The 14,965-nt window shown below is 43.8% G+C and carries 13 protein-coding genes; 5 read left to right on the forward strand and 8 right to left on the reverse strand.

Translation table 11 applies throughout. The annotated features are described in order from the left end of the window. Positions 1 to 51: 51 nt before the first annotated feature. Positions 52 to 1,113: a M24 family metallopeptidase gene (locus M594_RS09310; protein WP_173876642.1), complete on the reverse strand. Its 1,062-nt coding sequence runs from the start codon at positions 1,111 to 1,113 to the stop codon at positions 52 to 54. Continuing rightward, the gene (gene uvrA, locus M594_RS09315) at positions 1,106 to 3,937 is read right to left on the reverse strand and encodes an excinuclease ABC subunit UvrA (RefSeq protein WP_173876643.1); all 2,832 of its coding nucleotides are present in this window, start codon (positions 3,935 to 3,937) and stop codon (positions 1,106 to 1,108) included. The genes M594_RS09310 and uvrA overlap by 8 nt, the downstream gene beginning before the upstream one ends. A 131-nt stretch (positions 3,938 to 4,068) precedes the next feature. On the opposite strand from uvrA, the gene M594_RS09320 reads away from it, so the two are divergent. The 3 genes from M594_RS09320 to M594_RS09330 all read left to right on the forward strand — a co-directional run bounded on the left by M594_RS09320 (position 4,069) and on the right by M594_RS09330 (position 6,875). Next, positions 4,069 to 5,013, forward strand: a complete 945-nt coding sequence (locus M594_RS09320; protein ID WP_000815623.1) for a magnesium transporter CorA family protein — start codon at positions 4,069 to 4,071, stop codon at positions 5,011 to 5,013. 11 nt (positions 5,014 to 5,024) lie between these two features. Beyond that, positions 5,025 to 5,702 carry a DUF1129 domain-containing protein gene (locus tag M594_RS09325; RefSeq protein ID WP_000078011.1) on the forward strand — a complete coding sequence of 226 codons (678 nt, stop codon included), beginning with the start codon at positions 5,025 to 5,027 and terminating at the stop codon, positions 5,700 to 5,702. A gap of 141 nt (positions 5,703 to 5,843) precedes the next feature. Continuing rightward, on the forward strand, positions 5,844 to 6,875 hold the full coding sequence (locus M594_RS09330) for a S66 family peptidase (protein WP_173876644.1): 1,032 nt from the start codon (positions 5,844 to 5,846) through the stop codon (positions 6,873 to 6,875). A 51-nt stretch (positions 6,876 to 6,926) separates the two neighbouring features. On the opposite strand, the gene M594_RS09335 is transcribed toward M594_RS09330, so the two are convergent. Genes M594_RS09335 through mutL form a run of 4 tightly spaced genes read right to left on the reverse strand, consistent with a single transcriptional unit; the run spans position 6,927 to position 10,729 of the window. Further along, positions 6,927 to 7,601: a CPBP family intramembrane glutamic endopeptidase gene (locus M594_RS09335; RefSeq protein ID WP_153210263.1), complete on the reverse strand. Its 675-nt coding sequence runs from the start codon at positions 7,599 to 7,601 to the stop codon at positions 6,927 to 6,929. Next, positions 7,598 to 8,161, reverse strand: a complete 564-nt coding sequence (locus tag M594_RS09340) for a DNA-3-methyladenine glycosylase I (protein ID WP_153210262.1) — start codon at positions 8,159 to 8,161, stop codon at positions 7,598 to 7,600. The genes M594_RS09335 and M594_RS09340 overlap by 4 nt, the downstream gene beginning before the upstream one ends. Positions 8,162 to 8,170: 9 nt before the next feature. Next, positions 8,171 to 8,764, reverse strand: a complete 594-nt coding sequence (ruvA, locus tag M594_RS09345) for a Holliday junction branch migration protein RuvA (RefSeq protein WP_153210261.1) — start codon at positions 8,762 to 8,764, stop codon at positions 8,171 to 8,173. 15 nt (positions 8,765 to 8,779) lie between these two features. Further along, positions 8,780 to 10,729 carry a DNA mismatch repair endonuclease MutL gene (gene mutL / locus M594_RS09350; RefSeq protein WP_173876645.1) on the reverse strand — a complete coding sequence of 650 codons (1,950 nt, stop codon included), beginning with the start codon at positions 10,727 to 10,729 and terminating at the stop codon, positions 8,780 to 8,782. A gap of 207 nt (positions 10,730 to 10,936) precedes the next feature. Between mutL and M594_RS09355 the strand changes: the two genes are divergently transcribed. Together M594_RS09355 and M594_RS09360 are read left to right on the forward strand one after the other, a co-directional pair. After that, a complete protein-coding gene (locus M594_RS09355; RefSeq protein WP_173876646.1) occupies positions 10,937 to 11,377 on the forward strand; it encodes a LytTR family DNA-binding domain-containing protein in 441 nt (146 codons plus the stop codon). Then, positions 11,374 to 11,832 (forward strand): DUF3021 domain-containing protein, encoded by a 459-nt coding sequence (locus M594_RS09360; RefSeq protein WP_173876647.1) that lies wholly within the window; start codon positions 11,374 to 11,376, stop codon positions 11,830 to 11,832. Before M594_RS09355 ends, M594_RS09360 begins: the two co-directional genes overlap by 4 nt. Positions 11,833 to 11,873: 41 nt before the next feature. Here M594_RS09360 and mutS read toward each other — a convergent pair whose 3' ends face one another. Together mutS and argR are read right to left on the reverse strand one after the other, a co-directional pair. Further along, positions 11,874 to 14,408, reverse strand: coding sequence for a DNA mismatch repair protein MutS (mutS, locus tag M594_RS09365; protein ID WP_173876648.1), 2,535 nt, complete (start codon positions 14,406 to 14,408; stop codon positions 11,874 to 11,876). 50 nt (positions 14,409 to 14,458) lie between these two features. Next, a complete protein-coding gene (gene argR / locus M594_RS09370; RefSeq protein WP_001231476.1) occupies positions 14,459 to 14,905 on the reverse strand; it encodes an arginine repressor in 447 nt (148 codons plus the stop codon). Positions 14,906 to 14,965: the final 60 nt, after the last annotated feature.

Consider the following 14,965-nt stretch of genomic DNA (forward strand, 5'->3'; position numbering starts at 1 on the left):
AAATTTTTTTGACTTTTTTCGTCATTTTCGTACTTTTTTCTTGACAAATAACTAAATGACTATCAACTCTTTTGGAGCTAGGGTCAATAATTCACAACCTGTCTCTGTAATCAAGATATCATCCTCGATACGAACGCCATATTTGCCTTCGATATAGATACCTGGTTCATCGGTCAAGGCCATACCCGCCTTAATAGTTTCTGTAGATGTTTGGCTAAAGTATGGTTCCTCATGAATATCCAGCCCAATACCGTGTCCGATACCGTGGGTAAAGTAGTCGCCATAACCTGCCTCAATGATAATATCACGAGGGATTTTGTCAAAGTCACGGAAGCCTAAGCCTGCCTTGGCTTGATCAATCAAGGCTTGGTTCGCTTTGAGAACCGTATTGTAAATCTCTGCCTGCTCGTCGCTGACATGCCCCAGATAGATAGTCCGTGTCATATCACTGACATAGTGGTCATAAAGGCAACCGAAGTCCATAGTAATGGCTTCTCCTAGTTCAACTGGTTTGTGCATAGGATGGGCATGGGGTTTAGAAGAGTTGATACCGCTAGCTAGAATGGTGTCAAAAGATAAGCCAGATGCTCCCAACTCACGCATGCGGAAGTCAAGGAAGTTGGCAATCTCAATCTCAGTCTTTCCTGGCTTAATAAAGTCAAGCGCGTCGCGGAAAGCTTGGTCTGAGATAGAACAAGCCTTGCGAATAGCTGCAATCTCCACTTCATCCTTAATCATTCGAAGACTTTCAACAAACTGAGTCTGTGGAAGCAAGTCAATTCCTTCAAAGATTGCCTGCATACGGTAATAATAAGAAACCGAAATCTCATCCTCAAAACCGATTCGAGACAAGCCCATGTCCTTAACAATTCCTGCAATGACAGCCAATTCATCACGGTCAGCCACAATCTCAAAGCCACTGGTTTCTTGCTTAGCTGCGATAATATAGCGAGAATCCGTCACCAAGACCTGACGATCACGGCTGATAAAGACTGTTCCGTTTGAGCCCCAAAAACCAGTCAGGTAATAGACGTTTTTAAGGTTATTGATGATGATACCATCTAGTTCTTTTTCTTGCATTTTAGCTAGAAATGCTTGTACACGTTTATTCATGATGTAACTTTCCTTTCAAATAATGTCCTGTGTAGCTGGCTTCATTGGCCGCTACTTCTTCTGGAGTTCCTGTTGCGATGATGGTTCCACCACCGACACCACCTTCAGGTCCCAAGTCAATAATATGGTCTGCTGTCTTGATAACGTCTAGATTGTGCTCAATGACAAGGACTGTATTGCCATCGTCAACAAAGCGAGCTAAAACCTTAAGCAAGCGAGCGATATCCTCGGTATGAAGCCCTGTCGTCGGCTCATCCAAAATGTAGAAAGATTTTCCTGTCGAGCGTTTGTGAAGTTCGCTAGCCAACTTCATACGCTGAGCTTCTCCCCCAGAAAGGGTGGTAGCTGGTTGCCCTAGCGTTACATAGCCCAGTCCCACATCCTTGATAGTCTGAAGTTTACGTTGAATCTTTGGAATATGTTGGAAGAAGTCCACTGCATCGTTGACGGTCATATCCAAGACCTGCGAGATATTCTTTTCCTTATAGTGAACTTCTAGGGTTTCACTGTTGTAGCGGGTTCCGTGGCAGACTTCACAAGCCACATAAACATCTGGCAAGAAGTGCATCTCAATCTTGATGATCCCGTCACCTGAGCAGGCTTCACAGCGACCACCCTTGACGTTGAAACTGAAACGCCCTTTCTTGTAGCCTCGAATCTTGGCTTCATTTGTCTGAGCAAAGAGGTCACGTATATCGTCAAAAACTCCTGTATAGGTAGCTGGGTTGGACCTCGGTGTTCGTCCGATAGGGCTCTGGTCAATGTCAATCAAGCGGTCTACATGCTCAATCCCTGTTATGGTCTTGAATTTACCAGGTTTGTCTGAATTACGGTTGAGCTTCTGGGCAATAGCTTTTTTGAGAATGCTATTGATTAGGGTCGATTTCCCTGAACCTGATACCCCTGTCACTGCGATGAATTTTCCTAGTGGAAAGCAAGCTGTGACATTTTGCAGGTTGTTCTCACGCGCTCCTGTCACTTCGATAAAACGACCATTTCCTACACGGCGCTCGTCTGGTACTGGAATGGCACGTTTGCCTGACAAGTACTGGCCTGTGATAGACTTGCTGTTGCGAGCCACCTGCTTGGGCGTACCTGCGGCGACAATCTCCCCACCAAAAACACCGGCACCGGGACCAACATCAATCAGATAATCCGCCTCACGCATGGTATCTTCGTCATGTTCCACTACTATGAGAGTATTGCCCAAGTCACGCATCTTTTTGAGACTGGCAATCAGACGGTCATTATCCCTCTGGTGAAGACCGATTGACGGCTCGTCTAGGATATAGAGGACACCTGATAGGTTAGAACCAATCTGGGTTGCCAAACGAATACGCTGACTTTCCCCACCTGAAAGGGTTCCTGCCGAACGAGACAGAGTCAGATAGTTAAGACCCACGTTATTAAGGAAGGTCAAACGGTCCTTGATTTCCTTGAGAATAGGACGAGCAATGATGGCTTCATTTTCAGACAAGGTTAACTGGCTCACCAAGTCCAAGTGGTCAGCGATAGATAGGTCTGAAATTTCTCCGATATGTGGTCCTTGCTCGCCACCCACACGAACAGACAAAGCCTGGTCATTAAGACGATAGCCGTGACAGGTTCCGCAGGTCAGCTCATTCATGTAAAGGCGCATCTGGGTGCGGGTGTAGTCACTATTAGTTTCATGGTAGCGACGTTTGATATTATTAACAACTCCCTCAAAAGGAATGCCAATATCGCGCACGCCACCAAATTCATTCTCATAGTGGAAATGGAATTCCTTACCATCAGATCCATAGAGAATCAAGTTCTTATCTTCTTCTGACAAGTCTTCAAAAGGCTTATCCAGATCCACTCCAAAGGCTGTCATGGCCTGCTCTAACATGTTTGGATAGTAGTTGGATGAGATAGGATTCCAAGGTGCTAGCGCCCCCTCACGTAGCGTTTTGCTGGCATCTGGCACTACCAAATCAGTATCCACCTCCAGCTTGATACCCAAGCCATCACACTCACTACAAGAACCAAAAGGAGCATTGAATGAGAAGAGACGTGGCTCTAACTCTGAAACAGTAAAGCCACAAACTGGACAGGCATAATGCTCAGAGAACAACAACTCAGAGTCGTCCATAGTGTCGATAATGACATAACCTTCTGCAATACGAAGGGCAGCCTCAATGGAATCAAAGAGACGGCTACGAATGCCCTCCTTGATAACGATACGGTCAACCACGACATCAATATTGTGTTGCTTGCTCTTAGACAACTCTGGCACTTCTGTCACATCATAGACTTCCCCATCCACACGGACACGGACATAACCGTCTTTCTGAACCTTCTCAATGACACTCTTATGTTGACCTTTTTTCTTGCGGATGACAGGGGCCAAAATCTGCAAGCGCTGGCGTTCTGGCAGTTCCAAAACCTTATCAACAATCTGCTCCACAGAAGAGGCCTTGATAGCTCCATGCCCGTTGATACAGTAAGGCGTCCCCACACGTGCGTAGAGGAGACGCAGATAGTCATTGATTTCAGTCGTGGTTCCAACCGTCGAGCGAGGGTTTTTACTAGTCGTTTTCTGGTCGATAGAAATAGCTGGGCTGAGACCATCAATAGCATCTACATCAGGCTTCTCCATATTCCCCAAGAATTGACGAGCGTAGGCTGACAAACTCTCCACATAGCGACGTTGACCCTCCGCATAGAGGGTATCAAAGGCCAGACTGGATTTTCCTGAGCCTGACAAGCCAGTCACGACAACCAGCTTGTCTCGCGGAATCTCCACATCAATATTTTTTAAATTATGGGCACGCGCCCCATGAATGACAATTTTATCTTGCATCTTTGTTCTTTCTAGTTCATTATTGCTTACCATTATACCAAAAAAAGTGAGATTCTATTACCCAAAAGGCCGATTTTGTAGTATAATAGTACGGTGTGAAAAAATCTGAAAAATGAGAAAGGATAAGGGATATGAAACAAGTTTTTCTCTCTACAACAACTGAATTTAAAGAGATCGATACACTTGAACCGGGTACTTGGATCAATCTCGTCAATCCGACTCAAAATGAATCACTCGAAATCGCTAACGCCTTCGATATCGATATTGCCGACCTTCGAGCACCGCTCGATGCGGAAGAAATGTCTCGTATTACCATTGAAGACGAGTACACCCTGATTATCGTTGACGTGCCGGTCACAGAAGAAAGAAATAACCGCACCTACTACGTAACCATCCCGCTTGGTATCATCATCACTGAGGAAACCATTATCACTACGTGTTTGGAACCATTACCAGTCCTCGATGTCTTTATCAACCGTCGATTGCGTAATTTCTATACCTTCATGCGCTCACGTTTTATCTTCCAGATTCTTTATCGCAATGCAGAGCTTTACCTAACAGCCCTTCGTTCGATTGACCGTAAGAGTGAACAAATCGAAAGTCAACTGCATCAATCAACTCGTAATGAAGAATTGATTGAGCTCATGGAATTGGAAAAAACTATCGTCTATTTCAAGGCTTCCCTCAAAACAAATGAGCGTGTGATTAAGAAATTGACCAGCTCAACCAGCAATATCAAGAAATACCTTGAGGACGAAGACCTGCTTGAAGATACCCTGATTGAAACCCAACAGGCCATCGAGATGGCAGACATTTATGGAAACGTCTTGCATTCTATGACAGAGACCTTCGCCTCTATCATTTCCAACAACCAGAACAACATCATGAAAACCTTGGCCCTTGTGACCATCGTCATGTCCATCCCAACCATGGTCTTTTCTGCCTACGGGATGAACTTTAAGGATAATGAAATCCCCCTAAACGGAGAGCCAAATGCTTTTTGGTTAATCGTCTTTATCGCCTTTGCTATGAGTGTCTCGCTCACTCTCTATCTCATCCATAAAAAATGGTTCTAAGAGGAGTTCCTATGTCTCAGATTGATCTACAAAAATTAACCAAGAAAAACCAAGAGTTTGTCCACATCGCTACCCAACAATTCATCAAAGATGGAAAAACAGACGCTGAAATCAAGGCTATTTTTGAGGAAGTTATTCCCCAAATCCTTGAAGAGCAAGCCAAGGGTACGACTGCTCGTTCCCTCTATGGCGCACCGACCCATTGGGCTCATAGTTTCACTGTCAAGGAACAATATGAAAAAGAGCATCCAAAAGAAAATGATGATCCAAAACTCATGATTATGGACTCAGCTCTTTTCATCACTAGCCTCTTTGCCCTCGTCAGCGCCCTCACAACTTTCTTTGCGGCAGATCAAGCTTTCGGCTATGGATTTGTCACTCTCCTGCTAGTTGGACTGGTTGGTGGATTTGCCTTCTACTTGATGTACTACTTTGTTTACCAATATTATGGACCAGATATGGACCGCAGTCAACGCCCACCTTTCTGGAAATCTGTACTGGTTATCCTAGCTTCTATGTTCCTTTGGTTGCTTGTCTTCTTTGCAACAAGCTTCCTACCAGCTAGCCTTAACCCAGTACTTGCTCCATTGCCACTGGCTATTATTGGAGCAGCCCTCCTAGCCCTTCGCTTCTATCTCAAGAAACGCTTGAACATCCGCAGCGCAAGTGCAGGACCAACACGCTATTAAGAAGAATCATAAAAGCAACTGCAGATGCGGTTGCTTTTTCACTTACTTTTTTGATTTTAAAGTATTCTTCTGACATCCCACATAGCTCTATCTAATCTTTTGTGATAAAATAGGTTCAATCTATTTCTAGGAGGATAAAATATGATTTCTACTATTGGTATTGTTAGTTTATCTAGTGGCATTATCGGAGAGGACTTTGTCAAACACGAAGTGGACTTGGGTGTCCAACGTCTCAAGGACCTGGGACTCAATCCTATCGTTTTGCCCCATTCGCTAAAAGGATTAGACTTTATCAAGAACCATCCTGAAGCTCGTGCAGAGGATTTGATTCATGCCTTTTCTGATGATAGCATCGACATAATCCTATGCGCCATCGGTGGAGACGATACCTATCGCTTGCTACCTTATCTTTTTGAAAATGACCAACTACAAAAGGTTATCAAACAAAAAATTTTTCTTGGCTTCTCGGATACAACCATGAACCATCTCATGTTGCATAAACTAGGAATCAAAACTTTTTATGGTCAATCCTTCTTAGCAGACATTTGTGAATTAGACAAAGAAATGCTAGCCTATAGCCTTCACTACTTTAAAGAATTGATTGAGACGGGAAGAATCTCAGAAATCCGCCCTAGCAATGTTTGGTATGAGGAACGAACTGATTTTAGTCCCAAGGCTCTGGGAACACCTCGTATCAGTCATGCAAATACTGGTTTTGAGCTGTTGCAAGGAAATGCCCGGTTCGAGGGAAAAATCCTCGGTGGTTGCCTCGAATCCCTCTACGATATCTTTGACAACTCTCGATACGCAGATAGCACGGAGCTCTGCCAAAAATACAAACTTTTCCCTGACTTGTCAGACTGGGAAGGAAAGATCCTCTTGCTAGAGACAAGCGAAGAAAAGCCTGAACCAGAAGACTTCAAAAAGATGTTGCGGACTTTAAAGGACACTGGCATATTCGAGGTCATCAATGGACTCTTGGTCGGAAAACCTATGGATGAAACTTTCTATGACGACTATAAAGAGGCACTATTGAATATCATTGACAGCAATACCCCGATTATCTATAATCTGAATGTCGGCCACGCAACTCCAAGAGCAATTGTACCCTTTGGGGTCCATGCTCATGTAGATGCACAGGAACAAGTCATTCGCTTTGACTATAACAAATAAAGCTGGGAAGAATTTCTCAGCTTTTTCTCAGTATCATTACTGGCATTTTCATCACATACTACTGATAGCTAAAATGATCAAGGAAAGACTGTTGCCTAACATGTGAACAAGTAGGGGATAGTAGATATTCTCCTTTTCTTTCACATAAATAATAGAAAAGGCAAGGCCTCCACCTAAGTAACCAACTGCACCAATCCACTCTGATAGAGCCAAACTATGCATATGAGTTAGAGCAAAAACAAGTCCTACCAGAATAATGCTTAGTAAACCTGGCAACCGTTTCTGCAAGTAATGCAATAAGACCTGACGGAAAAAGAGTTCTTCCACCAAAGGTCCAATGACACAAGCAAAAACAGCAATCAGTAGTGGTTGTTCTTGAAAGGTACTTTGAATATTAGACTGATTTAGACCTTGTCCATCTAGTCCCACAAACTGCCTCAACATTCCTGATATAAATCCAAAGAAAACAGTCATCAGGATGAGAAAGAGCCATCCTGTTAAGACGCCAAAGAAGAATTTTCTTTTAGTCTTTCTAATCTCCTTCCATTGTTGGATCAATCTATCCTTGAACAAGAAGGAGCCATATAGAGCTAAAACTACATAAACTAGATAATTTGCAATGGAAGATGGCATTAAAGAAGTCAGCAATTTAACGCCATCAAACACAAAGAGGACTGTATAGAGAATCGCAAAAATCAGAATTCCCTTATATTTGTTAGACATCATTTAAGACCCTTCCATTCACAATCATTCTCATGGTCATCAACCAGACCTGCAGCTTGTAAAAATGACAATACGGCGACTGGGCCTGTGAACTTGAAACCACGTTTTTTGAGATCTTTGGCTAATTTCTCAGATAAGAGTGTTTTAGCTGGGGCTTGGCGGTAATCGGGAACATCGTTAACAATCGTTTTCCCCTCAACAAAAGACCAAAGATAGGCATCAAAAGAGCCATATTCTGCCTGTAGTCGTAGAAAGGCTTGGGCGTTAGCGCGTGTAGCAAAAATCTTGGCTCTATTTCGGATGATGGCTGGATTATCCAGCAAGTCTTCCAATTCAGTGTCGGTCATCTCTACGATCGCTTGAATTTGATAGCTATGAAAGGCTTCTCGGAAAGATTGGCGTTTGTTGAGCACCGTTTCCCAAGACAGACCTGCCTGATAGGTTTCCATGCACAACAACTCAAACAATACTTGATCATCATGGAGGGGATAACCCCACTCCTCATCATGATAGGCAATGTAGAGCGGATTGGTCATCTTGACCCACGAACAACGTTTTGTCATGCTCTGCTCCTATTTGACCAACATTTTAAGGGCCGACTTGATATAGTTCTCAGCTGTATCTGTCGTTCCTTCAAAGAATTTCTTGATTTTCTTGAGCTCGGTTGCCTTGTAGCCCAGAGCCAACATGGCTTCCATAGCTTCTTCCAATTCTTGATTTTCAGCGCTGGTTTGCACTGAGACCTTAGCAGGAAGGGCATCACTAGCCACGACGACTTTTCCTTCCAAGTCTAGCACCATCTGCTGGGCTGTTTTCTTGCCAATTTTAGGGAACTTGGTCAAGTAGGTGATATTCTTGGTTTCAATGGCTTGAACCAAGCCAGCATTGTCATCGGCAGCGATAATAGCAAGAGCTGATACAGGACCAATCCCAGAAACCGAAATCAGACTGAGAAAGAGCTTTTTCTCGTCTTCTGAGCGAAATCCATAAAGCAGATGAGCGTCCTCACGCACGACTTGATGCACATAAATTTGAGTTTCTTGGTTGACCTGACCTGAGTAGGCATAGGGATTAGCCACATGCAGGATATAACCGATACCGTTGGTTTCAAGAACAATGTATTTAGCAGTGATTTTGGTAATGATTCCTTTTAAATATTCGTACATAGTTTTCCTTTTAGTTTAATATTTCCCCAACTCACGGAGACTGGTGTGATTTTCCTGAATACGTCGAAACATCTTTTCCATATCCGACTTAGTGAAATGCACCAAAACAGGACGTCCGTGAGGACAGTTATAAGGATTGTCACATTGAGAAAGCTGATAGAGGAGTTGTCTAGCTGAATGGTCATCGATACGATGGTTGGCCTTGATAGACCGTTTGCAGGACATCATGATAGCTAGCTCTGCTCGATATTTCTTGATAGAAACTTCCTTGGTTAAAAGGAGCATGTCGCACATTTCATAGATGCCTGACTCAATCTCTTCTTCTGCCATCCAAATAGGATGTTCACGTAAGATAAATTGATTTTCTCCGTACTCTGCTAGAAAGACTCCAACTTCCTCTAAAAGTGCCATTCTTTCCTTAAGACGAAGGGCATCATCTGCGGGAAATTCAAAAATATAGGGCACTAGGAGTTGCTGCTGGCTCTGGTCAACATTGCCAATGCTTTCACGATACTCCTCGTACTTGACCCGTTCCTGTGCCGCATGCTGGTCTATGATGTAAAGTCCATCTCGCCCTTGGGCAAAGAGATAGGTTCCATGCATTTGCCCGAAAAATTCCAACTCTGGGAAGCTGGAAGATTCTTCTCGCTCCAGCTTGTCATAAGCCTTATCAAGACTCACAAGGTCTAACTCTGGATGATCTAGCTGGTCGTAGTTAGCAGGCTTTCTCTCTGCAAAATGCAGTTTTGCTGGCTTGGTCAATCGGTCCAAGGTTTCTTTGGCAAATAGGGTTAAATCCTGCCCTTCCTCAGTCAATTCTACCTGATAATCAGCCACCTCAGCTTGACTAGGTCTTGTCGGCTCAGTTTTCTCATAGTAGAGCGTATTTTCTTTGAGTGGGAGAATAGTTTGCTCCACCTTCTCACGATTACGCACGGTCGATTTGGCAAGATTTTCCAAGGCATCAGGTATCAAAGTTTGCTCCTTGAGACTATTTGCAATAGCTTCTGAAACCAAGGCCATCAATTCTTTTTCCTTGGAAATCCGCACCTCTTGCTTGGTTGGATGAACATTGACATCCGCTAGATAAGGGTCAATATGGATATGAATGACAGCCAACGGAAAGCGTCCCACCATGAGCTTACTGCCATAGCCGTCTAGAATTGCACGATTGAGCAGAAAGTTCTTGATATAACGGCCATTGATGAAGAGGCTGATATAGTTGCGATTAGCCCGAGTCAACTCAGGCAGAGACACAAAACCTGAAATTTCGAAATCAAGGTCAGAATTCTCAATTTCAATCATCTTCTTGGCGCTGGCTAAACCGTAAATCCCTGCAATAGCTTGGCGCAGTTGACCAGTCCCAGCTGTCTGCGTCATTTCCTTGCCATCACTAATCAAGCTAAAAGAAATTTCAGGATGGGCTAAGCCCAGACGGTTGACAATATCAATGATATGAGACAACTCTGCTTGCTGGCTCTTCATATACTTGAGGCGGGCAGGCGTGTTGAAAAAGAGGTCCTCCACACAAACTTTGGTCCCCACAGGACTAGTCGCCGGGATGACTTCCTCAACTTCACCCCCACGCGCGACTAGCTTGGTCCCATGACTTGCTTCCTCAACTGCTGTCAAAAGAGTTAAAATGCTGACAGACGCGATAGAGGGCAGGGCTTCACCACGAAAACCAAGCGTCCGAATCCGAAAGAGGTCTGCTTGATTTTTTATCTTACTGGTCGCATGACGACGCAGGGCCAATTCCACCTCATCGTGGGCAATTCCATGACCATTATCTGTGATTTGAATTTTCTTGAGACCAGCTTCCTCAATCTCAATGATAATCTGACTAGAATCCGCGTCAATGGCATTTTCTACCAGCTCCTTAACAACGCTAGCAGGACGTTCAATGACCTCCCCAGCTGCAATCTGGTTTGCCAGCACCTCTGGCAATTCAATAATATGAGACATCTTTCAGCCCCTTTCTGTATCTATTTTCCTAGAAATTGATTAGTGCTATTATACCATATTTCAGAAAGGACCGAAAAAGCAAGCACCACATAGAAGCCAAATCCCTCCATATAGACAAAGTCCCTTGCCATAGGCTGTAAAATAGTGTTTAATAAAAGTGTACAAGAAGTGATCACAATTTTGTATGAAAAACAAGGAGAGAAATTTATGAAAGTAGAACTACAGATTAGTGAGACTTACAAGGAGGAAAAACTGATTGTCCAAGCACCTCAAGAAACTGAAAAAGTCCAAAAAGTCATCGAATTTGCAGAAAATCTGGACCGAAAAGAAAAAATCAAAGGAAAAATTGATGATCAGGTCTATCTAGTTAAGATTGGCAAGATTCAACGCTTCTATATCGAGAATCGGAAGGTTCTAGCAGAAACGGCAAGTCAGACCTACACCATTGATTTGCGCCTCTATCAGGTTCTTGAACTCTTGTCAAGCAATTTTATCCAAATTTCCCAATCAGAAATCATCAATATCAACTCCATCTCTCATCTCAAGCTTACGCCCAACGGTCTGGTAGAAATCTTTCTAAAAAACGAAAGCTTCACCTACTCTTCCCGCCGTTACCTAAAAACCATCAAGGAGAAATTAGAACTATGAAAAAACAAGTATTTCACGATGCAGCTGCCGGTGTTCTTATCGGCCTCATCCTCTCTATCATCTTTTCACTCATTTATGCACCAAATACCTACGCCCCACTGAGTCCCGAGTCTCTCATCGGCCAAGTGATGGCTCAACATCAGGTTCACGGTGCCTTGGTCTTGCTCTACTGCACACTTATTTGGGCAGCTATCGGTATTCTCTTCAACTTTGGAAAGCGATTATTCAGCCGTGACTGGAGCTTGCTCCGTGCGACTCTGACCCATTTCTTCCTCATGCTGGCTGGCTTTGTCCCACTAGCAACCCTAGCAGGTTGGTTTCCCTTCCACTGGATTTTCTATCTCCAACTCATTATCGAGTTTGCGATTGTCTACCTCATCATTTGGACTATTTCCTATAAAAGAGCATCAAAAAAAGTAGACCATATCAATCAACTCTTGGAGCATAGAAAGTAAGAGCAATAATCCCACTCACAAATGCATGAGTGGGATTATTTTTATAGTTTTTGTTTCAACTCGACCAAGACATTCATAGCCTGCATGGGTGTCATGTTGTAAATGTCCAATTTAGCTAATTCTGCTAGGATAGGATGCTCTTCTGCCGTATCAAATAGTGAAATCTGTTCCGTGACGTCGCTTGTTTGCCTCATAAGAACTGGACTTTCTGTACCTTGATTCTCTAACTGAGTCAAAATCTTATCCGCCCTTGCTAGAAGGTCTGCTGGCAAACCAGCAATCTTGGCAACATGGATACCGTAGGATTTATCAGCTGGTCCTGGTTCAATCTTGTGAAGGAAGGTGACCTGCCCACCTTGCTCCAAAGTTGCCACGTGAACATTGACCAAGTGTTCCAAGCTAGACTCCAGACTGGTCAACTCATGGTAGTGGGTCGCAAAGAGGGTCTTGGCTCCGATATGCTCATGGATATATTCGATGATGGACTGGGCAAGAGCCATTCCGTCATAAGTTGCAGTTCCTCGTCCCAATTCATCAAAGAGAATGAGAGAGTCCTTGGTCGCATGCGAAATGGCATTATTGGCCTCCATCATCTCCACCATAAAGGTGGACTGACCTGAAACCAAGTCATCTGCTGCTCCGATACGGGTAAAGATAGCATCAAAAATCGGTAAATAAGCATTCTCTGCTGGTACGTAAGAACCCATCTGAGCCATCACCGCTGTCATGGCCAGCTGACGCATATAGGTCGACTTCCCACTCATGTTAGGCCCTGTAATCAACTGGATACTAGTATCCCCTCCCATTTGAATGGTATTTGGAATATAGGTCTGAGCTCCCATGACCTTTTCAACGACAGCATGGCGCCCTTTCTGGATATCGATTTGTGAGTCATCGCCAAACTCAGGTCGAATCAAATGCTGAGTTTCGGCCACAACCGCCAGACTCTGTAAGACATCAACCGTCGCAATTCCTTGGGCTAGAGCCTGCAAACGCTGGATGTACTTGCTGACCTCTTCACGAATACGCATAAAAATTTCGTACTCTAGGTTAGCTGACTTCTCACGCGCCTCCAGCATATCTCCCTCGATACGGGCTAATTCTTCGGTTCCAAAACGTTCCGAGTTTTTCAGCGTCGCCTTGCGGAAAAAGTGGGCTGGCACATTCCCCAGTTGCGAATTGGTCACATGGAAATAGTAGCCATCCTTCTTATTGTACTCAATCTTAAGCGTACTAATACCAGAGTTTTCTTTCTCCTTGGCCTCAATTTCAGCAATCCAGCTAGTCCCTTCTCTGAGAACGCGACGGTACTTGTCTAAGGTCTCATCAAATCCAGTCCGGATAATACCCCCATCTGTAATCACATGAGAAGCTTCAGGAGCAATCGCTGCACTAATCAAGCTCTCCAACTCTGGAATGGCATCTAGTTGTGCGATCAGATAGGCTAGAGCAGGTTGCTCCATCCCCTCTAAAATCGCACGAATCCGTGGCACACTAGACAAGGTAGTCGCCAACTGCAAGAGTTCCTTGGGATTGGTTTTACCAAAAGAAACACGACTAGCCAAGCGCTCAATGTCATAAACACCCTTGAGACTGTCTGTCAAATCACTACGCTCAAAGAAATGGTCGAGAAAGACCTGCACAACTTCTTGGCGTTGGACAATTCGTTCCTTATCAATCAAGGGGCGATGAATCCAAGACCGCAAGAGCCGCATACCCATAGCTGTTTTGGTTTCATCCAAAAGCCAGAAAAGACTGCCTTGCTTCTTGCCTGACCGAGCATTCTCAACCAAATCCAGACTAGCCTTGGTCGCATAATCCATCTGCAAGAAATCCTTGATTTCATAGCGGATAACAGGTTTGAGGTGGTTCAATTCCCTCATCTGGGTTCGATGGACATACTGGAGCAACTTACTAGATGCCGCTTGCTCCACAGCTGCTAATCGTGAATCCAGTAAATGAAGGTCTTCAAAGCCTTCTTTTTCATAGGAAAGTACCAGATTCATCTGACGACTAAGGATTTGTTCCTCTTCCTCAGACAAGTCATAGCCCAGCACCACTTCTCGCGCCTTGAGATTACGGATTTCCCCACAAACCAGCGTGAAATCCAAAAGACCTGTCACATAAAAGTCACCCGTCACCAGGTCCATATAAGCTAGGCCAAATTGATTGCCAGCACGGTCTATGGCAACCAAGAAGTTGTTCTGACTATCCGGCTTACTGCTATCGACCACTGTCCCTGGCGTAATGACCTGAACAACCTCTCGTTTCACAACCCCAACTGCTTGTTTAGGATCTTCCATCTGTTCAGCAATGGCTACCTTATAGCCCTGCTCAATCAAGACATCGATATACTGTTGGGCAGAATGATAGGGAACACCCGCCATAGGAATCGGATTGTCGGCATTCTTGTTGCGACTCGTTAAGGAAATTTCCAGAATCTGCGCAGCATTGACCGCATCCTCATAAAATAATTCATAAAAATCACCCATCCGAAAGAGCAAAAAAGCATCTGGATATTGCTTTTTAATATCCACATACTGTTGCATGCCGGGTGATAGCTTTTCTGTCGTCATTGTCCGTCTCTCCTTGTCAAAAATAAGTCTTGAGAGCAACTCCCAAGACCTTACTTATCTTTCATCAAATCTAGCAAACGATCTTCCATGAGTTTGGCAACGTGCTGGTCTCGACAAATGACCAATAAGGTATTGGCACCAGCAACTGTTCCTAAAATCCATTCATCCTTGTTTGCATCTACAATATTTGCCAAAACAGAGGCTTCTCCTAATTTAGTATGAAGTACCAAGGTAAACTCTGCTCTTGCAACACCTTCTAAATGATGAGACAAAAATTCCACCAAATCAATCTTTTCTGTCTCATTTGCTAGTACATAATACACCATATCATTTTTCTTGACCTTGGTCAAGCCGATTTCGCGCAAATCACGAGACAAGGTTGTCTGCGTCACAAAGACATTGTGTGCCTCCAACCGATCTTGAATTTCTTTTTGTGTACTTAATTTCTCCTCAGTAATCATTTTTTTTATTAACTGATGACGATCTCTTTTTCTCATAAAATCCTCTTATATGCATATTTATAACTAATTTTATAACTATATTATACCAAAAAAATA

This window comes from Streptococcus mitis (assembly GCF_013305725.1).
Lineage (GTDB): Bacteria > Bacillota > Bacilli > Lactobacillales > Streptococcaceae > Streptococcus > Streptococcus mitis_BO.